This window comes from Salmonella sp. 32010601201800023SM, from assembly GCF_017572235.1.
GTDB classification, from domain to species: domain Bacteria; phylum Pseudomonadota; class Gammaproteobacteria; order Enterobacterales; family Enterobacteriaceae; genus Salmonella; species Salmonella enterica.
Genome location: NZ_JAGEQS010000003.1, coordinates 316,480 through 337,788 on the forward strand (window position 1 = coordinate 316,480; position 21,309 = coordinate 337,788).

Sequence of the window (21,309 nt, forward strand, 5' to 3'; positions counted from 1 at the left end):
CGTCGTTACGGGAGGCGCATTATACGAGAAATCCATTTAGCTGCAAGCCCCTGAACGCATTTTTTCGCGATTTTTGTTTGAATGCTGATTAAATCACCAAACAAGACAAAAAACGAGCAAAGCGTGCGCTATGCAACAAAAAACTTTTCACGCCACGCCTAAAGGCACAGAATCAGAATAGCACCCTGCGCCAAAAAAAGAATAGCACGGTGACCACAACATCCAATTGATATCAGGGATCAAGATGAAAAAAAAACTTATTGTCATGCTGTTAGCCAGCCTCTCCGTTCACGCCGCTTCCGTTTCCGCCAGAACATTACATTTTGGCACCTCCGCCACCTATGCGCCCTATGAGTTTGTCGATGCCGATAATAAAATTGTTGGTTTCGATATTGATGTCGCCAACGCGGTCTGCAAAGAGATGCAAGCGGAGTGCACATTCACTAACCAGAGCTTTGATAGTCTGATCCCCGGCCTACGCTTCAAAAAGTTTGATGCGGTGATCGCCGGTATGGATATGACGCCCAAACGTGAGCAGCAGGTCTCCTTTAGCCAACCCTATTACGAAGGTCTATCGGCGGTAATCGTCACGCGTAAAGGGGCTTATCACACTTTTGCCGATCTGAAAGGCAAAAAAGTCGGTCTGGAAAACGGTACAACGCATCAGCGCTATTTGCAGGATAAACAACAAGCTATCACACCTGTCGCCTATGACAGCTATCTAAACGCCTTTACCGATCTGAAAAACAACCGTCTTGAGGGCGTGTTTGGCGATGTCGCCGCGATTGGTAAGTGGCTAAAAAACAATCCGGATTACGCCATCATGGATGAACGCGCCAGCGATCCTGACTACTACGGAAAAGGGTTAGGCATTGCGGTACGCAAAGGCAACGACGCGCTATTGCAAGAAATTAATGCCGCGCTCGACAAGGTGAAAGCGTCGCCGGAATATGCGCAAATGCAAGAGAAATGGTTTACGCAGTAATTCAGTGGCGGGAGAGCTGCCGGATGAGACGCTCTGGCGTTGCCATCCGGCATGTTACGCCTCACAGCTTAATGAAATGCTCGCGGTAGTAAGCCAGCTCCGCCACCGACTCGCGAATATCATCCATCGCCTGGTGCGTGCCCTGCTTGGTAAAGCCGGCCAGAATCTCCGGCTTCCAGCGGCGCGCCAGTTCCTTGAGCGTACTGACATCCAGATAGCGATAGTGGAAGTAGGCCTCCAGTTCCGGCATATATTTAAACAGAAAACGACGATCCTGACCGATGCTGTTACCGCAAATCGGCGACTTACCCGCAGGCACCCACGTTTTCAGAAATTCAATCGTCGCCAGTTCAGCGTCTCGTTCGCCCATCGTACTTGCCTTAACGCGATCTACCAGGCCGCTACCGGTATGGGTGCGCACGTTCCAGTCATCCATTAACGCCAGTTGCGCATCGGATTGATGTACCGCAATCGTCGGCCCTTCCGCCAGAATGTTCAGGCTGGCATCCGTCACCAGCGTGGCTATCTCAATAATGCGATCGCGTTCGGGGTCCAGACCTGTCATCTCCAGATCGATCCAAATCAGGTTGTTTTCATCGGCACTCATGCTATTTTCCACCCTTCAGAGGTCACATTCACTGTGACTATATTCATCTACAATTGCGTGTATCATAGATGTTTTGCCCACTATGGGCGACCAGGAGCCAGTACGATTGAGCAAAAATAAACTCTCCAAAGGCCAGCAGCGCCGTGTGAACGCCAATCACCAGCGTCGTTTAAAAACGTCCGCGGAGAAAGCCGACTACGATGACAACCTGTTTGGCGAGCCTGCAGAAGGTATCGTCATTAGCCGTTTTGGTATGCATGCCGATGTGGAGTCTGCTGACGGCGAGGTTCACCGTTGCAATATCCGCCGCACTATCCGTTCGCTGGTGACGGGAGATCGCGTCGTCTGGCGTCCGGGCAAAGCCGCCGCAGAGGGCGTCAACGTAAAAGGCATCGTTGAAGCGGTGCATGAGCGCACCTCGGTATTGACGCGCCCGGACTTCTACGACGGCGTGAAGCCTATTGCCGCCAACATTGACCAAATCGTTATCGTCTCCGCGATTTTGCCGGAGCTGTCGCTGAATATCATCGATCGCTATCTGGTCGGCTGTGAAACCCTACAGGTTGAGCCGCTTATCGTACTCAATAAAATTGATCTGCTGGACGACGAAGGTATGGACTTCGTTAATGAGCAGATGGATATCTACCGCAATATCGGCTATCGCGTGCTGATGGTCTCCAGCCATACGCAGGATGGTCTGAAACCGCTGGAAGAGGCGTTAACCGGTCGCATCAGTATTTTTGCCGGGCAGTCCGGCGTCGGAAAATCCAGTCTGCTAAACGCTCTACTCGGCTTACAGAACGAGATTCTGACGAACGATGTGTCGAATGTCTCCGGTCTGGGTCAACATACCACTACCGCTGCTCGTCTGTATCATTTCCCGCATGGCGGCGATGTCATTGATTCCCCCGGCGTGCGCGAGTTCGGCTTATGGCATCTGGAGCCGGAACAAATCACCCAGGGCTTTGTCGAATTTCATGACTATTTGGGACATTGCAAATACCGGGACTGCAAGCATGATGCCGATCCAGGCTGCGCCATTCGCGAAGCGGTAGAGAACGGCGCTATTGCGGAAACCCGTTTCGAAAATTATCACCGAATTCTTGAAAGTATGGCGCAGGTAAAAACGCGTAAAAACTTTTCTGATACGGACGACTGACAGATACGCTAGGCGTCGTTAGAATCGTCCCCTTTTTTCAGGATACCGGTATAACTGCCGGTTCAGGAACAACAATGGCCTGGAGGCTACCTTGTTAAACTCATTTAAACTTTCGCTACAATACATTCTGCCGAAACTATGGCTCACTCGCCTGGCGGGCTGGGGCGCAAGCAAACGAGCAGGATGGCTGACAAAACTGGTTATCGATCTCTTCGTAAAGTATTACAAAGTCGATATGACCGAGGCGCAAAAACCGGATACCGCCAGCTATCGTACGTTCAATGATTTCTTTGTTCGTCCGCTGCGTGATGACGTGCGTCCGCTCAATACCGATCCTAACATCCTGGTGATGCCTGCCGACGGCGTGATAAGCCAGTTGGGTCGTATCGAAGAAGATAAAATTTTACAGGCCAAAGGCCATAATTACAGCCTTGAGGCGTTGCTGGCGGGTAACTACCTGATGGCGGATAAGTTCCGCAACGGCACGTTTGTGACCACTTACCTCTCCCCTCGCGACTACCATCGCGTGCATATGCCATGCAACGGCATCCTGCGCGAAATGATCTACGTACCGGGCGATCTGTTCTCCGTTAACCATCTGACCGCGCAAAACGTCCCCAACCTGTTTGCCCGCAACGAGCGCGTTATCTGTCTGTTTGATACCGAGTTCGGGCCTATGGCGCAGATTCTGGTCGGCGCAACTATTGTCGGCAGTATCGAAACCGTCTGGGCGGGGACCATTACCCCGCCGCGCGAAGGCATCATCAAGCGCTGGACCTGGCCAGAAGGCGAACATGAAGGGTCTGTCGCCTTGTTGAAAGGCCAGGAGATGGGACGCTTTAAACTGGGTTCCACGGTCATCAACTTATTTGCGCCGGGGAAAGTGAATCTGATCGCGTCGCTGGCAAGCCTGTCCGTTACCAAAATTGGCCAACCGCTGGCGACGTCGACCGAAACATTCGTCGCGCCGGAGGTAGAACCTGCTCCGCTGCCGGCTGAAGAAATTAAAGCCGAACACGACGCCAGCCCGCTGGTTGACAATAAAAAAGACGACACCTAATCAAGAGAGAATGCTGACGTGCGCCTGATTATCGCTTTTCTGATGGCCTGGTGCCTCAGCACGGGGGCCTTCGCCGCAACGGCCCCCGACGCCAAACAAATCACGCAGGAACTGGAGCAGGCAAAAGCGGCGAAGCCCGCTCAGCCGGAAGCCGTTGAGGCGCTCCAGACTGCGTTAAACGCGCTTGAAGAGCGAAAAGGCTCGCTTGAGCGCGCGAAACAATATCAACACGTTATTGATAATTTCCCTAAGCTATCCGCCACCTTGCGCGCCCAGTTGAATAATCTGCGCGATGAACCTCGCAGCGTACCGCCAGAGATGTCCACCGAAGCGTTAAATCAGGAGATCTTGCAGGTTAGCAGCCAGCTACTGGATAAAACCCGCGAGGCGCAACAGGAACAGGAGCGCGTCAGGGAGATCGCCGACTCGCTCAGCCAGCTTCCCCAACAGCAAAACGACGCCCGTCGCCAGCTTAATGAGATTGAGCGACGGCTCGGCGCCGCAGGCGGAAGTGCCGCGCTTAGCCAGGCGCAAAGTCTCAGTATGCAGGCGGAGTCCGCCAAACTAAAAGCGTTAGTCGACGAACTGGAGTTGGCGCAACTGTCCGCCAACAACCGTCAGGAACTGGCTCGTCTGCGTTCCGAGCTGGCGGAAAAACAGAGTCAGCAATTGGATGCGTATCTTCAGGCGCTGCGCAATCAGCTCAATAGCCTGCGCCAACGTGAAGCGGAACGCGCGCTGGAAAGCACTGAGCTGCTGGCGGAAAACAGCGCCGGTTTGCCGGAAGGCATCGTCGAACAATTTAAAGTCAACCGCGAGCTGTCACAGGCGCTCAATCAACAAGCGCAGCGGATGGATCTGGTCGCCTCGCAGCAGCGACAGGCCACCAGCCAAACGTTACAGGTGCGTCAGGCGCTCAATACGCTGCGGGAGCAGTCGCAATGGCTTGGCGTGTCCAACATGCTTGGCGAAGCGCTGCGTGCGCAGGTCGCCCGTCTGCCAGAGATGCCTAAGCCGCAGCAGCTTGATACGGAAATGGCGCAGCTACGCGTCCACCGTATGCGCTATGAAGAGTTACTCAATAAACAGCCGCAGCTACGGCAAATACGTCAGGCCAATGGACAGCCGCTGACCGCCGAGCAAAACCAGATTCTTGACGCCCAGCTTCGCACTCAGCGCGAGCTGCTCAACTCGTTGTTACAGGGCGGCGACACGCTGATCCTGGAGTTGACCAAACTGAAAGTCTCCAACAGCCAACTGGAGGATGCGCTTAAAGAGGTTAATGAAGCGACCCACCGTTATCTGTTCTGGACCGCTGACGTTAGCCCGCTATCGCTCTCCTGGCCTGTTGATTTGGTTCAGGATTTACGTCGGCTTATCTCATTAGATACGTTTAATCAGTTAGGTAAAGCCAGCATCATGATGCTGACCAGCAAAGAGACGCTACTGCCGTTATTCGGCGCGCTGGCGCTGGTCGGGTTTAGCCTCTATTCACGCCAACACTTCAACCGGTTCCTTGAGCGCTCGGCCTCGCGCGTCGGGAAAGTCACCCAGGATCACTTCTCGCTGACGCTGCGAACGGTGTTCTGGTCGATTCTGGTCGCCTCGCCGCTGCCGGTCTTGTGGGCGACGCTCGGCTATGGTCTACAGGAAGCCTGGCCGTATCCGCTGGCCGTCGCCATCGGTGATGGCGTGACGGCGACAGTACCGCTGTTGTGGGTAGTCATGATTTGCGCCGCTTTTGCCCGTCCTAATGGTCTGTTTGTGGCGCATTTCGGCTGGCCGCGAAACCGGGTAGCGAAAGCGATGCGCTACTACCTGATGAGCATTGGGCTGATCGTGCCGCTCATCATGGCAGTGATCATGTTTGATAATCTTAACGATCGGGAGTTTTCCGGCTCGTTGGGCCGCCTTTGCTTCATCCTGATATGCGGCGCGCTGGCGCTGGTCACGCTGAGTCTGAAAAAAGCGGGCATCCCGCTCTATCTTGATAAAGAAGGCAACGGCGACAACATGGTCAACAGCCTGCTGTGGAATATGCTGATGGGCGCGCCGCTTATCGCGATTCTGGCGGCGGCGGTGGGTTATCTGGCCACGGCGCAGGCGCTACTGGCGAGACTGGAAACCTCGGTCGCCATCTGGTTCCTGTTGCTGGTCATCTATCACGTCATTCGCCGCTGGATGCTGATCCAACGACGCCGACTGGCTTTTGACCGCGCCAAACATCGTCGGGCGGAAATGCTGGCGCAGCGCGCGCGCGGCGAAGAAGAACCGGCGCACTCCTCCAGCCTGGAAGGCGCGGTCGACATCGATGAAAGTGAAATCGATCTTGACGCTATTAGCGCTCAGTCGCTGCGTCTGGTCCGCTCAATTCTGATGCTTATCGCCCTGCTATCGGTAATTGTACTGTGGTCGGAAATCCACTCGGCATTCGGCTTCCTGGAGAATATTTCGCTGTGGGATGTCACCTCTACGGTGCAAGGCGTGGAAAGCCTGGAGCCGATTACTCTGGGGGCGGTGCTCATTGCGATTCTGGTCTTTATCATCACCACGCAGTTGGTGCGTAATCTGCCTGCGCTGCTGGAACTGGCGTTATTACAGCATCTCGATTTAACGCCTGGTACCGGTTACGCCATCACGACCATCACCAAATATCTGTTAATGCTGATTGGCGGGCTGGTCGGTTTCTCGATGATCGGCATTGAGTGGTCGAAGCTACAATGGCTGGTGGCCGCGCTCGGCGTTGGGCTTGGTTTTGGCCTGCAAGAAATTTTCGCTAACTTTATCTCCGGCCTGATTATTTTGTTTGAAAAGCCGATTCGTATCGGCGATACGGTGACCATTCGCGATCTCACCGGCAGCGTGACCAAAATCAATACCCGCGCCACCACTATCAGTGACTGGGATCGTAAAGAGATTATCGTGCCGAATAAAGCCTTTATCACCGAACAGTTTATCAACTGGTCGCTGTCTGACTCCGTTACGCGCGTGGTGTTAACCATCCCGGCGCCAGCGGATGCCAATAGCGAAGAGGTGACGCAAATTCTGCTGACGGCGGCGCAGCGCTGTTCTTTGGTGCTTGATAACCCGCCGCCTGAAATCTTTCTGGTGGATCTCCAGCAGGGTATTCAGATTTTCGAACTGCGTATCTATGCCGCGGAAATGGGACACCGTATGCCATTACGCCATGAGATCCACCAATTGATTCTGGCGGGCTTCCGCGAGCACGGTATTGATATGCCGTTCCCGCCGTTCCAGATGCGTCTGGAGAGCCTCGGCGGTAAACAAACGGGGAGAACGTTAACGTCAGCGGGTAAAACCAGCCGCCCGGCGGGGAGTTTGTAAACGCAATGGCGCCGGATGACGCTAAAAGACTCGATGACATAGGCTTATCAGGTCTTTTAGCATAGATCACACACAAAACTGATAGCGCAGGAAGAATTGCCAGGACCAGTAAGCAAATATCACCAACGCGACACAGTACAAAAACCAACTACGTATTTTCTTATACACAGTAACGTAAAAAAACGGGAAAAACAGGGGCAGCGTCATCATCGCGCCAAAACCTCTGGAATCATCATTTTCGACAGTTCTCATCACATCACAAATGTTGTTTATCCCACTCTCGCCAATCATCCACTCTTTATCCAGGACTGAAAATACAGCGATGAGTGGGATAGCCAGTAAAAGCCAGATAGCGCACAATGCAAACATTTTCGGACTCATTATAAATATCCTTTTCATAAAGCCGATGAGCTAACGCTATCCGGACAAAGATTACTCCGCCGCCCACTCCGGATCAGCGCTCATGCGGCTGCTGTAATTCTGATAAATCGCCATCGCCAGCAGCGAGAAGAAGATCGGCCCACCGATCATCCACAAGGCGCTGTCCCAATCCCCAGCTTCAATCACCGGCTGGATGATGGTAAAGACGTTGGCAAACGTCACCACCAGCACCACAACACCCGTCGCGACCAGGGTAGAGGCTTTGGTTTTAAAGAGAACAAATGGCCGCTCCAGATCCTGACGCGCTTTAAAGAAGGGAAATGCCAGCGCAAGGAACAGGTATGGCAAGGTCATTGAGACGTTCGCCATCAGCGTGAGTTTGTTATAAAACGCCGATGCGGTGTCACCGCCAAAAGAGACCAGCAAAATAAACAGACTCACCAGCACGCACTGTAGCCACATAGCGGTCGCCGGCATACCGTTAGCGTTCAGTGTCGTCATCGGCGCGGGCCATAACGCTTTTGGCGTCCCCTGAATAATGGCTTTCAGCGGTGAATAGCTCAACGTAAAAAACGCGCCGGTATAAGCCAGAAACATAGAAAGACCGGTGATACGCGCAAACCAGACGCCCACCGTCATCGCTGCGTCCGGAGAAAGGTTTAACGCGTTACCTAATGTCGTGCCTAAACTCGACATCAAAATGTAGGTGATATTCCCTAAGTTAACGGCGCTATTACTTAATATCTGTTGCCAGTTAGTGCTGACGCCCCATAAAAAGATCGCCAAAGAATAACCAATTGAAATCACAATGGCCGCGAAAACAATACCTTTCGCAAAATTCTTTTCCGGTTTCTCGGTTTTATCCACCAGTCCGCCGACAGCCTCAATACCGCCGTAAGCAAAAATAGCAAATACCACAAATGACAACATTGCCAGGCCGGAGTGATAACCCGGATTCGGTGACGAGGTAAAATTAATCTCTTGTGCAAAATGCCCACCATTTAATAACAAAATAGCGACACTCACTAACAATAAAACTAAATTAAGACACATTACGGCAATACCCCCGACCGCCGTAATTCGCGCAATTTTATTGATCCCTCTGGCGGCGACACACGTCACCAGAATCATCCAGCCGACGGCGAGCAGCCCGACAACCTGCGTAGGCTCAAGCCCTGCAATACGCCAGTGCTGCGTCATATCGGCGCCAAAAACAAAAGTAGAAAACGGTACCCAAATTTTTGCCGCCGTACTTACCATCCATATGACATACGATGAAAACCACATAAACGTGCCAATAAACGCGTAACGTGGCCCCACGCTATTATTCATCCACGAATAGATCCCGCCCTCTTCTTTGCGATAAGCGGAACCCATTTCAGCCATCATTAAGGCGAATGGAATAAAAAACAGCAAGGCAGAAAATATATACCACGGGATTGCGCTATACCCCATTAAATAAAATGCCGACGGGCTATTCGCAAAACCAAAAACAGAAGTAAAAATCATCAGGATAAGCCCAATAAGGCTCATCTTTTTTATCGTGTGGGTCATTCAACCATCCCTTACGCTCGAGCGCGTTTGCCAGACGCCGCTCACCGATTGACGCCGCCTTCTTTTTTACAAAGGTCAGCGATAAAAAAATCAACACAGGATTGATACCTAAATGGCATCAAAGTTCCAGCCTTATGTTGTGGCAAACAGAGGATAATTGAAAAAATATGCTACAAAATGGCGCTTATTGCGCCATTTTATCTCGCGAAAGAGTGAATTTCAGATTTACGCCCGATCGACCGTAAAAGCAATCACGTCCGCCAGGCTTTCTGCTCCCAGCGCCAGCATCACCAGACGATCAACACCCAGCGCCACGCCGGAACAATCCGGTAGACCGGCGGCCAGCGCATCCAGTAGATTTTGGTCAATCGGCTGCTGCGGCAGACCGCGCGCGGCGCGCTTACGATTGTCCTGTTCAAAGCGCTGTTGTTGCTCACGTGCGTCCGTCAGTTCGTGGAAACCATTCGCCAGCTCAATACCTTTGTAGTACACCTCAAAGCGCTCGGCGACGCGATGATCCTCGGTACTGATTTGTGCCAGCGATGCCTGACTTGCCGGAAAGTGATAAATAAAGGTCGGCTTTTCTTTACCTATATGCGGCTCAACCCCCATCGTGAACAGCAGTTGCAGCAACGTATCACGGTCTTCTTCCGTATCGGCGATATTGCTTAAATCAAGCTTTGCCGCCGCCTCACGCAGTTGCGTTTTATCTGCTGATAACGGGTCAATCTCCAGATGGCGCTGAAACGCCTGTTGATAGGAGAGACTTTCCGCAGGTTGACAATCCAGCACTTGCTGAAGCAAATCATCCACTTCATTCATCAGGCGGTACATATCGTAATGCGGGCGATACCACTCCAGCATGGTGAATTCCGGATTATGATGTCGTCCCATCTCTTCATTACGGAAACTGCGGCATAGCTGGAAAACCGGACCGCACCCTGCCGCCAGCAGGCGTTTCATATGGTATTCCGGACTGGTCATTAAATAGAGGTTCATCCCCTGGGAATGGCCAGGTCCGACGAAACGCGTTTCGAACGGGAACAGATGAATGTCTGTGACCGTCGCCTGACTCATGCAGGGCGTCTCAACCTCAAGCACTCCACGATCGGCAAAGAAACGACGGATTTCCGCCATAATCGCCGCACGTTTTAATAAATTGGGGATGGACGCGCTCGGCTGCCAGGTTGCCGTTTCGCTCATGATTCTTTCTCCAGTTTAAGACAAGGTCACGAAGTCTACTCGCAACGCGCGGGCGAAACAAATTTTGCGCAGGCGTATCGGGCGCCTTCTGGAGGGTAAAAAAAGTGATTTCAGATGGTTTAGTAATTAAATTAATCAAAATCAATGATAATTCATCCCTCTGATACGCTAAAAAAATCGAACACGTCAAATTTCCCTCACATCCCTGAGACTATACTGTTGTACCCATAAAGGAGCAGTGGAAACGCATTCATACTTCGCAGAACCCAGAGGCTTTATCTGGCTGCGCGAGGGTGAAATTACAATAATCTGGAGGAATGTCGTGCAAACCTTTCAAGCCGATCTTGCCATTATAGGCGCCGGTGGCGCGGGATTACGTGCTGCAATTGCTGCCGCACAGGCGAATCCCAATGCTAAAATCGCACTGATCTCAAAAGTGTACCCGATGCGCAGCCATACCGTCGCTGCCGAAGGGGGTTCAGCCGCTGTCGCCCAGGATCATGACAGCTTTGACTACCATTTTCACGATACGGTAGCAGGCGGAGACTGGCTGTGTGAGCAGGATGTCGTGGATTACTTTGTCCACCATTGTCCCACTGAGATGACGCAGCTGGAGCAATGGGGCTGCCCGTGGAGCCGCCGTCCGGACGGTAGCGTTAACGTGCGTCGCTTCGGTGGTATGAAAATCGAGCGTACCTGGTTCGCCGCGGATAAAACCGGCTTCCATATGCTGCATACCCTGTTCCAGACTTCCCTGCAGTTCCCACAAATCCAGCGCTTTGACGAACATTTTGTGCTGGATATTCTGGTTGATGACAACCATGCGCGCGGCCTGGTGGCAATGAACATGATGGAAGGCACGCTGGTGCAAATCCGCGCCAATGCCGTGGTCATGGCGACAGGCGGCGCAGGCCGCGTATACCGCTATAACACCAACGGCGGCATCGTCACCGGCGACGGGATGGGCATGGCGCTGAGCCACGGCGTTCCGCTGCGTGATATGGAATTCGTTCAGTATCACCCGACCGGCCTGCCAGGTTCCGGTATCCTGATGACTGAAGGTTGCCGCGGCGAAGGCGGTATTCTGGTCAATAAAAATGGCTATCGTTATCTGCAAGACTACGGCATGGGCCCCGAAACGCCGCTGGGCGAGCCGAAAAACAAATATATGGAACTGGGGCCACGTGACAAAGTATCCCAGGCTTTCTGGCACGAATGGCGTAAAGGCAACACCATCTCCACGCCGCGCGGCGATGTGGTTCACCTCGATCTGCGTCATCTCGGCGAGAAGAAACTGCATGAACGTCTGCCGTTCATTTGCGAACTGGCGAAAGCCTATGTCGGCGTCGATCCGGTTAAAGAACCGATTCCAGTACGTCCGACCGCGCACTACACCATGGGCGGCATTGAAACCGACCAGAACTGTGAAAGCCGTGTCAAAGGGCTGTTTGCCGTTGGCGAATGCTCCTCTGTTGGCCTGCATGGCGCGAACCGCCTCGGTTCCAACTCACTGGCGGAACTGGTGGTGTTTGGTCGTCTGGCTGGCGAACAAGCAATGGAACGCGCTGCTACGGCAGGCGCCGCAAATAGCGCCGCGCTCGACGCCCAGGTTGCCGATATTGAACAGCGTCTGAAAAATCTGGTGAACCAGGAAGGCAACGAAAACTGGTCGAAGATCCGCGATGAGATGGGTCTGTCTATGGAAGAAGGTTGCGGTATTTACCGTACCCCGGAACTGATGCAGAAAACCGTTGATAAACTGGCCGAGCTTCAGGAACGTTTCAAGCGCGTACGTATCTCCGATACCTCCAGCGTGTTCAACACTGACCTGCTGTATACCATCGAACTGGGTCATGGTCTGAACGTGGCGGAATGTATGGCGCACTCTGCGCTGGCGCGTAAAGAGTCCCGCGGCGCGCATCAGCGTCTGGATGAAGGCTGTACCGAGCGCGACGATGTGAACTTCCTCAAGCACACCCTCGCCTTCCGCGATGCTGATGGCACGACCCGTCTGGAATACAGCGACGTGAAAATCACCACCCTGCCGCCAGCCAAACGTGTTTACGGCGGTGAAGCGGAAGCAGCCGATAAGAAGGAGAAGGCGAATGGCTGAGATGAAAAACCTGAAAGTTGAGGTGGTGCGCTATAACCCGGAAACCGATACCGCGCCGCACAGTGCTTTCTATGAAGTTCCTTATGATGAAACAACATCGCTACTGGACGCGTTGGGCTACATCAAAGATAACCTGTCGCCAGACCTGAGCTACCGCTGGTCCTGCCGTATGGCGATCTGCGGCTCCTGCGGCATGATGGTCAACAACGTCCCTAAACTGGCGTGTAAAACCTTCCTGCGCGATTACACCAACGGTATGAAGGTGGAAGCGCTGGCGAACTTCCCGATTGAGCGCGATCTGGTTGTCGATATGACACACTTTATCGAAAGCCTGGAAGCGATCAAACCGTACATTATTGGCAACTCTCGCACGCCAGATCAGGGGCCGAATGTCCAGACCCCGGCGCAAATGGCGAAGTATCACCAGTTCTCCGGTTGCATCAACTGTGGTCTGTGCTACGCCGCGTGCCCGCAGTTCGGTCTGAATCCTGAATTTATCGGACCGGCTGCGATTACGCTGGCGCATCGCTATAACGAAGATAGCCGCGATCACGGTAAGAAGGAGCGTATGGCGCAGTTGAACAGTCCGAACGGCGTATGGACCTGTACTTTCGTGGGCTACTGCTCCGAAGTCTGTCCAAAACATGTCGATCCGGCTGCGGCCATTCAGCAGGGTAAAGTGGAAAGCTCGAAAGACTTTCTTATCGCCACCCTGAAACCACGCTAAGGAGTGCAACATGACGACTAAACGCAAACCCTATGTGCGGCCGATGACGTCCACCTGGTGGAAAAAACTGCCGTTTTATCGCTTTTATATGCTGCGCGAAGGCACAGCGGTGCCGGCAGTCTGGTTCAGTATTGAACTGATTTTCGGTCTGTTTGCGCTCAAACACGGCGCGGAATCCTGGATGGGATTCGTCGGCTTTTTACAAAACCCGGTGGTAGTGATCTTAAACCTGATCACCCTGGCGGCCGCGCTGCTGCACACCAAAACCTGGTTTGAACTGGCGCCGAAGGCGGCCAATATCATTGTAAAAGACGAAAAAATGGGGCCAGAGCCAATCATCAAAGGGCTTTGGGTGGTCACTGCGGTAGTCACCGTAGTCATTCTGTATGTTGCCCTGTTCTGGTAAGGAGTCCCGGATGATTAATCCAAACCCAAAACGTTCTGATGAACCCGTATTCTGGGGACTGTTTGGCGCAGGCGGTATGTGGGGCGCGATCATCGCGCCGGTGATCGTGCTACTGGTTGGCATCATGCTGCCGCTGGGGCTATTTCCGGGCGATGCCCTGAGTTTTGAGCGCGTACTGACGTTCGCCCAAAGCTTTATTGGTCGCGTTTTTCTGTTCCTGATGATCGTGCTGCCGCTATGGTGTGGCCTACACCGTATGCACCACGCGATGCATGACCTGAAAATCCACGTGCCTGCGGGCAAATGGGTCTTCTACGGTCTGGCGGCAATCCTGACCGTTGTGACGGCGATTGGCGTTATCACTCTCTAAGTTGCCACGACGCCCTCTTATCTACCCGATAAGAGGGCATTTTTTCTTTTCCTGCCTCTCATTTTCCCGCCAGGTTCTACACTTAGAAAAAACACTGGAAGGAAAAACGCTATGCGCTTGCTGCCCGTCGTTGCTGCGGTTACTGCGGCATTTTTGGTTGTCGCCTGTAGTTCGCCTACCCCGCCTAAAGGCGTTACCGTGGTAAATAACTTTGATGCCAAACGTTACCTCGGCACCTGGTATGAGATCGCACGCCTCGATCATCGATTTGAACGTGGACTGGAACAAGTCACGGCCACCTATAGTCTGCGTGACGATGGCGGGATTAATGTCATCAATAAAGGCTATAACCCGGATCGGGAAATGTGGCAAAAAACAGAAGGCAAAGCGTATTTTACCGGTAGTCCAAACCGCGCCGCGCTCAAGGTCTCTTTTTTCGGCCCGTTCTACGGCGGCTATAACGTGATTGCGCTTGACCGGGAATACCGTCATGCGCTGGTGTGCGGCCCGGATCGCGACTATCTGTGGATACTCTCTCGCACGCCAACGCTTTCTGAGGAAATAAAACAGCAAATGCTGGCCGTCGCGACCCGGGAGGGGTTTGACGTCAATAAATTAATTTGGGTAAAACAATCAGGTTCGTAGCAATGTCAGCGACGAATTAATGCGCACTGAGTTTTAGCCCAATGATACCCGCGACGATCAAGCCAAGACTGAGCAAACGCGCCGGTGAGGCAGACTCGCCCAGCAGAAGGATACCGGTGATTGCCGCCCCGACGGCGCCGATGCCGGTCCAGATGGCGTACGCCGTTCCAACGGGCAGCGTTTTCATTGCCCAGGAAAGTAACGCCATACTGATAACCATGGCCGTAATGGTGATGATACTGGGGGTCAGACGAGAAAAACCGTGGGTATACTTCAGGCCGACAGCCCATACCACTTCAAGTAAACCAGCGATTAATAGAATGATCCAGGACATAGCAGGCTCCAGATAATTAATGGGGCCGTCCCCGGTGAGAATAGCGTTTACAGGTCGTCCTGTAACGTATACGGATGAAAAGCCATTCTTGCCTGAGAGAAAATGAATTTCAACCTTTTTATTTTTTTCCGTCTAAAGGCGGGAATTGGCCCTTTTAAGCCGCGTAGTTTTCGCATTTAGCGCCCACAGGAGTTCTCTATGATGGAACGCCTTCTGGGAAAGAAAGTGCTTTATCTACTTCCGGGTGCAAAAAACTATGTTGAAAATTTTAGTGATAGACCGATGCCACTTTACCCGTACGGGCATGGAGGCCTGGCTTAATCACACTGATGTGCTCAGTTCTTCACTGCTGGTATCCGGGATGAATAACCTTATACTGGCGAAAGAACATATTCTGCAATGGAAGCCCCACCTGGTTATCGCTGATTTATATGGTTTTCTCAACGATGCCTTACCCGAACAGCCTATCAATGCATTTTTTGCCGCCTGCAGGATGACGCCGTTGGTATTATTACAGTCAGGGAATATGCCGTACAGACCGCAATATGCCAGTCATGCGGTGTTATCTAAACACACGCCTTTACATGAGCTTGCACAACGAATTAAAGGAGCGCTACATACTCATCCACTGCAGGAAGCGCCGGAAAGCGCCACGCCATTGCTCTCTCCGCAGGAGGAAAAAGTGCTCGCGATGTGGACGGAAGGCACCAGCAATAAAGAGATTGCGTATGCGCTTGGCATTCACGGGAAAACGGTTTACACCTATAAACGTAATATCCGTATGAAACTTCATATGGATAACCGGTATTCTCCCTTTCTTATGCTTCCGGAGAAAATCGATTAACGGTACGACGCCATGCCGTACCGTTGATGATTACTGCTGAGCTCTGGTTGCAGCGCCAGAGATCGCACTACCACCGTCCGAGATGTCCTCGCCCACGCCGCGCGTGGTATTACAAGCAGTTAATACAGTGGAAAGTACCAAAACAGAAAAGATCGCTGCAATTGTCTTTTTAACCATAATGTCTTCCTTTTCTAGCCAATGTTGTTTGTGTATAGCAACTTAATAATAGACAACATCCCAGAAAATGACGGGCGATCGACTAATTTTAGGAAGACGAGAAGCGATTAGCTGGCTGCGCGGGAGATGGCGTGGCCAAGATGCTGAATATCTTCGCCGAAGCCGCGGGCGGTATTACATGCCGTTAATAATGTGCTGGTAAGAAGAACCAGCGCGACAAGGCCGATAAAGCGTTTCATCATTGAGGTGCGAAAAATAGGATGGCGCAGCATACGCTGCACCATTTTTCCCGATAACGTAAATTATTTTACGCGGGATACGTATTCGCCGGAACGGGTATCGACTTTGATCACTTCGCCAATCTGCACGAACAGCGGAACTTTAACCACTGCGCCAGTAGACAGCGTGGCTGGTTTGCCGCCAGTACCTGCGGTATCGCCCTTCAGACCTGGGTCGGTATCAACAATTTCCAGTTCAACAAAGTTCGGCGGAGTGACAGAGATAGGCTGACCGTTCCACAGGGTTACGATGCATTCCGCCTGATCCAACAGCCATTTTGCGTTGTCGCCGATAGCCTTGGCATCTGCAGACAGCTGCTCGAAGGTTTCGTTGTTCATGAAATGCCAGAACTCACCGTCGTTGTACAGGTAAGTCAGGTTCATATCGACTACATCCGCGCCTTCAGCGGAATCGGTCGATTTGAAGGTTTTCTCAACGCGCGTGCCGGTCAGCAGACGGCGCAGCTTAACGCGGGCAAACGCCTGGCCTTTACCCGGTTTCACGAATTCACTGGATTCAACCGCATAAGGTTCGCCATCCAACATGATTTTAAGACCGGAACGAAAATCGTTGCTATAGTAAGTCGCCATAAGGCCCTCTGAAATTGTTAACTGGTAGCTAAGCCACAAAATGGCGCATATTGTAACCCTAAATACCCCATTGCGAGAAGATTGGTTAGCGCAACTTGCCGATGTTGTGACCAATCCCGACGAACTGCTGCATCTTTTACAGATTGAAGCTGATGAAAACCTCCGGGCAGGACAGGACGCCAGGCGCTTGTTTGCCCTCCGCGTGCCGCGCGCTTTTATTGCGCGCATGGAGAAGGGCAACCCTGACGATCCTCTTTTACGTCAAGTACTGACGTCCCGGGATGAATTTATTGTCGCCCCCGGTTTCTCCACCGACCCGCTGGAAGAGCAACACAGCGTGGTGCCAGGATTATTGCATAAATACCAAAACCGGGCGCTATTGCTGGTAAAAGGCGGATGTGCGGTAAATTGCCGCTACTGTTTCCGTCGTCACTTCCCGTATGCGGAGAATCAAGGCAATAAGCGCAACTGGACAGTCGCGCTGGAGTATATCGCCGCACACCCGGAACTGGATGAGATCATCTTTTCCGGCGGCGATCCGCTGATGGCGAAAGATCATGAGCTGGACTGGCTGCTCACGCAACTGGAAGCCATTAAGCACGTCAAGCGGCTACGCATCCACAGTCGGTTGCCTATCGTCATCCCGGCACGCATTACTGACGAACTGGTCGCCCGCTTTGACCAGTCACGTCTGCAAATTTTGTTGGTGAACCATATCAACCACGCTAATGAAGTGGACGAGGCATTCTGCCTGGCGATGAAGAAACTGCGCCACGTGGGCGTCACGCTTCTCAACCAGAGCGTCCTGCTGCGTGGCGTGAATGATAACGCGCGAACGCTGGCGAATCTGAGCAACGCGCTATTTGACGCCGGCGTGATGCCCTATTACCTGCATGTGCTGGATAAAGTGCAGGGCGCCGCGCATTTTATGGTCACCGATGACGAAGCCCGGCAAATCATGCGCGAACTGCTCACGCTGGTATCCGGCTATATGGTGCCAAGACTGGCGCGTGAAATCGGCGGCGAACCGAGCAAAACACCGCTGGATTTACAGCTTCGGCAGTGCTAATCCTCGCGGGCGCGTCAGGGACGACGAAAAATATTACCGCGCAATATTACGAGGAGACTCCCCCGCGATTCTCCTCACCCTTTGGCGAGGATAAACTAACCTTCGTTAAATACACCTTTCCGGTCCTCTCTTTTCAATAAAGTCCGTTTTAGGACTCGCTTAGCGTGTACTGCATTTTCGAATTATACTGGTTCTCCTTTTTATAGGACGGCATAAACAATTTATATATCAAATACATTGCAGTAAAACATTTAATTATTTTATATTTGTGGAGAATTGACATGGCCTTAACGATTAAGGGACTAAATACCGGCGTTATTCGTCACAATGATAAGTTTATCGCGCTGGCGCTTAAGGTGAAGTCACTGAGAAATAAAGAAACACTGCTTTTCTTTCCTGTGCTCGCGCTGCGAGACTTGTTGATCGGCCTTGAACACCGGCTTTATCTACAACACTCGCTTCCGGAACAAGAGCAGGAAAAACGCCAGAAAGCTAAAAGCAGTCATGTGCTTAAAATGCATGAGAATATTCCGGCAATACTCCGTGAAGAGCTGGAAAACGCCGATGTTAATCAGCGTGTTGAATCTTTAGCGTTGAGCGATAATACAGAAAAAGTATTAACCTTTACGTTAAAGCTGCACAATGGTAGCCATCTTGATTTACAGGTCGGTGAGTGGCAGGTTGAAGTTCTGGTGATGGCTATTATTCACGCCATTAATAATGCCGAAATGCGTGAGCTCGCATTGCGTATTTCTTCAATGCTGGACTTTTTACCATTATACGATGCTGACTGCCTGGAAAACGGTAATATCGAATTCGATACCTATAACCAGCCTGACTGGAAACATAATCTGTATAACCATTATTTAGCGCTCGTTTATCGTTATACGGATGAGGCAGGACAATCGCATGATTGCGGCACCATCATTAAGACCCGTAGTCAGTCAGGCTCTAAAGAAGCTGAAGCAATATCACGCCGCTTGCTGAATTTCAGCCCGCGTCTTAAAAAGCTGGAAGGAAAACCGTGTAAGGTTTTTGTCAGAACGCTTGGAACCGGTAAAGCAGCGCGTCTGACGCAAGATCAATGCATGCGCGCGTTGCATAATCTACGCATGGCATCATCGCAGGAAAAACGCTAACCATATCGCCCTCTGAATCTTTCAGAGGGCGTTACGATTCAGACATATCAATTCGGACATTTATAAACCTGGCCGTTCATCTCGCTGGCCGTCGGGACAAAACTGGACAACATGCCCTGTGACGGACTACTTACGCCATACAGCACGTTTCCACCCATCGCGGCCGCCTGATTACGCAGATCGTTCGCTGCGCCACGCATTGAGCCACCCTCTTCGCCGTGCTGGCCTGAAAACCAGTTACTCTGTTTACCGGTTGCCGTACCAATTAGCTGGCATTCCGCGCCTGGCTTATCTTCGACAAAGCGTACATTTTGGCCGGCAGCGGTGAGTTCGTTGCTGGAGCTACAACCCGCCATCAGCAGCGCGGCGCCAACGATCCCTGCTAAATATTTCACGTGCATGTTATTCCCCATAATCAATGAGCTGGACGTTTTGTCCGTATCTGAATCTTATACTAAAAAGATGACTAAAAGAAAAACCCCCGGTCATTTCTGCCCGGGGGTTTCTCAATTCTGGGAGATAAGCACCCAAATCATTCTGGTTGCAGGAAGGCGGCCAGTTTGTTAATCCCCAGTCACTTACTCAAGTAAGTGACTGGGGTTAGCCAACGCATCTGCAGCCTGAAGGATGCAGGGTGTGGGCAATTACATCATGCCGCCCATACCACCCATACCACCCATGCCGCCAGCAGCGCCTAAATCAGGAGCATCGCTTTTCGGCAGGTCGGTCACCATGCACTCGGTAGTGATCATCAGACCAGCCACAGAAGCCGCGTACTGCAGCGCAGAACGGGTAACTTTGGTTGGGTCCAGGATACCCATATCGATCATGTTGCCGTATTCTTCAGTTGCTGCGTTGTAACCGTAGTTACCGTCGCCGCCTTTAACGGTGTTAGCGACAACAGACGGCTCTTCGCCGCAGTTCAGCACGATCTGACGCAGCGGAGCTTCCATTGCGCGCAGCGCAACTTTGATACCCACGTTCTGGTCTTCGTTCTGGCCTTTCAGGTCAGCAATTTTAGAAGCAACGCGGATCAGCGCAACGCCACCACCAGCAACCACGCCTTCTTCTACCGCAGCACGGGTCGCGTGCAGGGCATCTTCAACGCGGGCTTTCTTCTCTTTCATTTCAACTTCGGTCGCAGCGCCAACTTTGATTACCGCAACGCCGCCTGCCAGTTTCGCTACGCGCTCCTGCAGTTTTTCACGATCGTAGTCGGAGGTCGCTTCTTCAATCTGCTGACGGATCTGAGCAACACGGCCCTGGATGGCAGCTTCTTCACCCACGCCATCGATGATGGTGGTGGTGTCTTTGTTGATCACAACGCGTTTCGCCTGCCCCAGGTCTTCCAGGGTTGCTTTTTCCAGCTCCATACCGATCTCTTCAGAGATTACGGTACCGCCGGTCAGAGTAGCGATATCCTGCAGCATCGCCTTACGACGATCGCCGAAGCCCGGTGCCTTAACAGCAGCCACTTTCACGATGCCACGCATGGTGTTAACAACCAGGGTAGCCAGCGCTTCGCCTTCAACATCTTCAGCGATGATCAGCAGCGGTTTGCCTGCTTTTGCAACGGCTTCCAGAACCGGCAGCATTTCGCGGATGTTGGAGATTTTCTTATCAGCCAGCAGGATGAACGGGCTTTCCAGCTCTACTGCGCCAGTTTCCGGCTTGTTGATGAAGTAAGGAGACAGGTAGCCGCGGTCAAACTGCATACCTTCAACCACGTCCAGTTCGTCCTGCAGACCGGTACCGTCTTCAACGGTGATGACGCCTTCTTTACCGACTTTATCCATCGCTTCCGCGATCAGTTTACCTACGGTTTCGTCGGAGTTAGCGGAGATAGTACCTACCTGAGCAATCGCTTTAGAGTCGGAGCACGGTACGGACAGGGCTTTCAGCTCTTCAACCGCCGCAGCAACCGCTTTGTCGATACCACGTTTCAGGTCCATCGGGTTCATGCCCGCAGCAACGGCTTTCAGGCCTTCGGTAATGATGGACTGCGCCAGTACGGTCGCGGTGGTGGTGCCGTCGCCTGCAGCGTCGTTCGCTTTAGAGGCAACTTCTTTCACCATCTGCGCGCCCATGTTTTCAAACTTGTCTTCCAGTTCGATTTCACGCGCTACGGAAACACCATCTTTAGTGATAGTCGGCGCACCGAAAGATTTATCCAGAACCACGTTACGGCCTTTCGGACCGAGGGTTACTTTCACTGCATCTGCCAGTACGTTTACGCCGCGCAGCATTTTCACACGAGCGTCGTTACCGAATTTTACGTCTTTAGCTGCCATTTTCTCTTTCCCTTAAATTCGTATGTTCAGT

Annotated in this window: 22 protein-coding genes; 12 read left to right on the top strand and 10 right to left on the bottom strand. The window is 52.3% G+C overall.

Annotation, left to right across the window (positions count from 1 at the left end; all coding sequences use genetic code 11):
* The first annotated feature begins 244 nt into the window (after positions 1-244).
* Complete coding sequence (locus tag J4617_RS12350; RefSeq protein ID WP_208290694.1) at positions 245-985, top strand: arginine ABC transporter substrate-binding protein; 741 nt, start codon at positions 245-247, stop codon at positions 983-985.
* Positions 986-1,046: 61 nt separating this feature from the next.
* Here the strand turns inward: J4617_RS12350 and orn are convergent, their stop codons facing one another.
* Entirely contained in the window at positions 1,047-1,592 is a 546-nt protein-coding gene (gene orn, locus J4617_RS12355) for an oligoribonuclease (protein ID WP_001271546.1), read from the bottom strand.
* 106 nt (positions 1,593-1,698) lie between these two features.
* On the opposite strand from orn, the gene rsgA reads away from it, so the two are divergent.
* The 3 genes from rsgA (at position 1,699) to mscM (ending at position 7,156) form a co-directional block, all read left to right on the top strand.
* Positions 1,699-2,751, top strand: coding sequence for a small ribosomal subunit biogenesis GTPase RsgA (gene rsgA, locus J4617_RS12360; protein WP_000041945.1), 1,053 nt, complete (start codon positions 1,699-1,701; stop codon positions 2,749-2,751).
* Positions 2,752-2,842: 91 nt separating this feature from the next.
* The gene (asd, locus tag J4617_RS12365; protein ID WP_000934949.1) at positions 2,843-3,811 is read left to right on the top strand and encodes an archaetidylserine decarboxylase; all 969 of its coding nucleotides are present in this window, start codon (positions 2,843-2,845) and stop codon (positions 3,809-3,811) included.
* An 18-nt stretch (positions 3,812-3,829) separates the two neighbouring features.
* Complete coding sequence (gene mscM / locus J4617_RS12370; protein ID WP_001236755.1) at positions 3,830-7,156, top strand: miniconductance mechanosensitive channel MscM; 3,327 nt, start codon at positions 3,830-3,832, stop codon at positions 7,154-7,156.
* Between the two features lie 66 nt (positions 7,157-7,222).
* Here mscM and J4617_RS12375 read toward each other — a convergent pair whose 3' ends face one another.
* From J4617_RS12375 to epmA, 3 genes are all read right to left on the bottom strand, one after another.
* The gene (locus tag J4617_RS12375) at positions 7,223-7,537 is read right to left on the bottom strand and encodes a YjeO family protein (protein ID WP_000074661.1); all 315 of its coding nucleotides are present in this window, start codon (positions 7,535-7,537) and stop codon (positions 7,223-7,225) included.
* 51 nt (positions 7,538-7,588) lie between these two features.
* The gene (gene yjeM, locus J4617_RS12380; RefSeq protein ID WP_000149872.1) at positions 7,589-9,091 is read right to left on the bottom strand and encodes a glutamate/gamma-aminobutyrate family transporter YjeM; all 1,503 of its coding nucleotides are present in this window, start codon (positions 9,089-9,091) and stop codon (positions 7,589-7,591) included.
* 225 nt (positions 9,092-9,316) lie between these two features.
* Positions 9,317-10,294 carry an elongation factor P--(R)-beta-lysine ligase gene (epmA, locus tag J4617_RS12385; RefSeq protein ID WP_000004797.1) on the bottom strand — a complete coding sequence of 326 codons (978 nt, stop codon included), beginning with the start codon at positions 10,292-10,294 and terminating at the stop codon, positions 9,317-9,319.
* 322 nt (positions 10,295-10,616) lie between these two features.
* On the opposite strand from epmA, the gene frdA reads away from it, so the two are divergent.
* The 5 genes from frdA (at position 10,617) to J4617_RS12410 (ending at position 14,555) form a co-directional block, all read left to right on the top strand.
* Complete coding sequence (frdA, locus tag J4617_RS12390) at positions 10,617-12,407, top strand: fumarate reductase (quinol) flavoprotein subunit (protein WP_001192954.1); 1,791 nt, start codon at positions 10,617-10,619, stop codon at positions 12,405-12,407.
* Positions 12,400-13,134: a fumarate reductase iron-sulfur protein gene (gene frdB, locus J4617_RS12395; RefSeq protein ID WP_000829509.1), complete on the top strand. Its 735-nt coding sequence runs from the start codon at positions 12,400-12,402 to the stop codon at positions 13,132-13,134. Before frdA ends, frdB begins: the two co-directional genes overlap by 8 nt.
* Positions 13,135-13,144: 10 nt before the next feature.
* Positions 13,145-13,540 carry a fumarate reductase subunit FrdC gene (gene frdC / locus J4617_RS12400; RefSeq protein ID WP_000208749.1) on the top strand — a complete coding sequence of 132 codons (396 nt, stop codon included), beginning with the start codon at positions 13,145-13,147 and terminating at the stop codon, positions 13,538-13,540.
* Positions 13,541-13,550: 10 nt separating this feature from the next.
* Complete coding sequence (frdD, locus tag J4617_RS12405; protein ID WP_000609650.1) at positions 13,551-13,910, top strand: fumarate reductase subunit FrdD; 360 nt, start codon at positions 13,551-13,553, stop codon at positions 13,908-13,910.
* 111 nt (positions 13,911-14,021) lie between these two features.
* On the top strand, positions 14,022-14,555 hold the full coding sequence (locus J4617_RS12410) for a lipocalin family protein (RefSeq protein WP_001238396.1): 534 nt from the start codon (positions 14,022-14,024) through the stop codon (positions 14,553-14,555).
* A 16-nt stretch (positions 14,556-14,571) separates the two neighbouring features.
* Here J4617_RS12410 and sugE read toward each other — a convergent pair whose 3' ends face one another.
* Entirely contained in the window at positions 14,572-14,889 is a 318-nt protein-coding gene (gene sugE / locus J4617_RS12415) for a quaternary ammonium compound efflux SMR transporter SugE (RefSeq protein WP_000118469.1), read from the bottom strand.
* 256 nt (positions 14,890-15,145) lie between these two features.
* On the opposite strand from sugE, the gene J4617_RS12420 reads away from it, so the two are divergent.
* Positions 15,146-15,733, top strand: coding sequence for a LuxR C-terminal-related transcriptional regulator (locus J4617_RS12420; protein ID WP_000912957.1), 588 nt, complete (start codon positions 15,146-15,148; stop codon positions 15,731-15,733).
* A gap of 30 nt (positions 15,734-15,763) precedes the next feature.
* Here J4617_RS12420 and ecnB read toward each other — a convergent pair whose 3' ends face one another.
* The 3 genes from ecnB to efp all read right to left on the bottom strand — a co-directional run bounded on the left by ecnB (position 15,764) and on the right by efp (position 16,779).
* A complete protein-coding gene (ecnB, locus tag J4617_RS12425) occupies positions 15,764-15,910 on the bottom strand; it encodes a lipoprotein toxin entericidin B (protein WP_000239598.1) in 147 nt (48 codons plus the stop codon).
* Between the two features lie 107 nt (positions 15,911-16,017).
* The gene (locus J4617_RS12430; RefSeq protein WP_000977687.1) at positions 16,018-16,152 is read right to left on the bottom strand and encodes an entericidin A/B family lipoprotein; all 135 of its coding nucleotides are present in this window, start codon (positions 16,150-16,152) and stop codon (positions 16,018-16,020) included.
* Between the two features lie 60 nt (positions 16,153-16,212).
* Complete coding sequence (gene efp, locus J4617_RS12435; protein WP_000257282.1) at positions 16,213-16,779, bottom strand: elongation factor P; 567 nt, start codon at positions 16,777-16,779, stop codon at positions 16,213-16,215.
* Between the two features lie 40 nt (positions 16,780-16,819).
* On the opposite strand from efp, the gene epmB reads away from it, so the two are divergent.
* The gene (gene epmB, locus J4617_RS12440) at positions 16,820-17,848 is read left to right on the top strand and encodes an EF-P beta-lysylation protein EpmB (protein WP_000940482.1); all 1,029 of its coding nucleotides are present in this window, start codon (positions 16,820-16,822) and stop codon (positions 17,846-17,848) included.
* A 281-nt stretch (positions 17,849-18,129) separates the two neighbouring features.
* Complete coding sequence (locus tag J4617_RS12445; protein WP_001229227.1) at positions 18,130-18,987, top strand: YjeJ family protein; 858 nt, start codon at positions 18,130-18,132, stop codon at positions 18,985-18,987.
* 47 nt (positions 18,988-19,034) lie between these two features.
* On the opposite strand, the gene J4617_RS12450 is transcribed toward J4617_RS12445, so the two are convergent.
* Both J4617_RS12450 and groL read right to left on the bottom strand, forming a co-directional pair.
* On the bottom strand, positions 19,035-19,388 hold the full coding sequence (locus J4617_RS12450; RefSeq protein ID WP_000558210.1) for a DUF4156 domain-containing protein: 354 nt from the start codon (positions 19,386-19,388) through the stop codon (positions 19,035-19,037).
* A gap of 243 nt (positions 19,389-19,631) precedes the next feature.
* A complete protein-coding gene (gene groL / locus J4617_RS12455; protein ID WP_000729126.1) occupies positions 19,632-21,278 on the bottom strand; it encodes a chaperonin GroEL in 1,647 nt (548 codons plus the stop codon).
* Between the last annotated feature and the right edge of the window lie 31 nt (positions 21,279-21,309).

Coding starts and splice junctions, on each gene's coding strand:
- J4617_RS12350 (WP_208290694.1), top strand. CDS start 245: ATGAAAAAAAAACTTATTGTCATGCTGTTAGCCAGCCTCTCCGTTCAC.
- orn (WP_001271546.1), bottom strand. CDS start 1,592: ATGAGTGCCGATGAAAACAACCTGATTTGGATCGATCTGGAGATGACA.
- J4617_RS12375 (WP_000074661.1), bottom strand. CDS start 7,537: ATGAGTCCGAAAATGTTTGCATTGTGCGCTATCTGGCTTTTACTGGCT.
- yjeM (WP_000149872.1), bottom strand. CDS start 9,091: ATGACCCACACGATAAAAAAGATGAGCCTTATTGGGCTTATCCTGATG.
- epmA (WP_000004797.1), bottom strand. CDS start 10,294: ATGAGCGAAACGGCAACCTGGCAGCCGAGCGCGTCCATCCCCAATTTA.
- frdB (WP_000829509.1), top strand. CDS start 12,400: ATGGCTGAGATGAAAAACCTGAAAGTTGAGGTGGTGCGCTATAACCCG.
- frdC (WP_000208749.1), top strand. CDS start 13,145: ATGACGACTAAACGCAAACCCTATGTGCGGCCGATGACGTCCACCTGG.
- frdD (WP_000609650.1), top strand. CDS start 13,551: ATGATTAATCCAAACCCAAAACGTTCTGATGAACCCGTATTCTGGGGA.
- J4617_RS12410 (WP_001238396.1), top strand. CDS start 14,022: ATGCGCTTGCTGCCCGTCGTTGCTGCGGTTACTGCGGCATTTTTGGTT.
- sugE (WP_000118469.1), bottom strand. CDS start 14,889: ATGTCCTGGATCATTCTATTAATCGCTGGTTTACTTGAAGTGGTATGG.
- J4617_RS12420 (WP_000912957.1), top strand. CDS start 15,146: ATGTTGAAAATTTTAGTGATAGACCGATGCCACTTTACCCGTACGGGC.
- ecnB (WP_000239598.1), bottom strand. CDS start 15,910: ATGGTTAAAAAGACAATTGCAGCGATCTTTTCTGTTTTGGTACTTTCC.
- J4617_RS12430 (WP_000977687.1), bottom strand. CDS start 16,152: ATGATGAAACGCTTTATCGGCCTTGTCGCGCTGGTTCTTCTTACCAGC.
- efp (WP_000257282.1), bottom strand. CDS start 16,779: ATGGCGACTTACTATAGCAACGATTTTCGTTCCGGTCTTAAAATCATG.
- epmB (WP_000940482.1), top strand. CDS start 16,820: ATGGCGCATATTGTAACCCTAAATACCCCATTGCGAGAAGATTGGTTA.
- J4617_RS12445 (WP_001229227.1), top strand. CDS start 18,130: ATGGCCTTAACGATTAAGGGACTAAATACCGGCGTTATTCGTCACAAT.
- J4617_RS12450 (WP_000558210.1), bottom strand. CDS start 19,388: ATGCACGTGAAATATTTAGCAGGGATCGTTGGCGCCGCGCTGCTGATG.
- groL (WP_000729126.1), bottom strand. CDS start 21,278: ATGGCAGCTAAAGACGTAAAATTCGGTAACGACGCTCGTGTGAAAATG.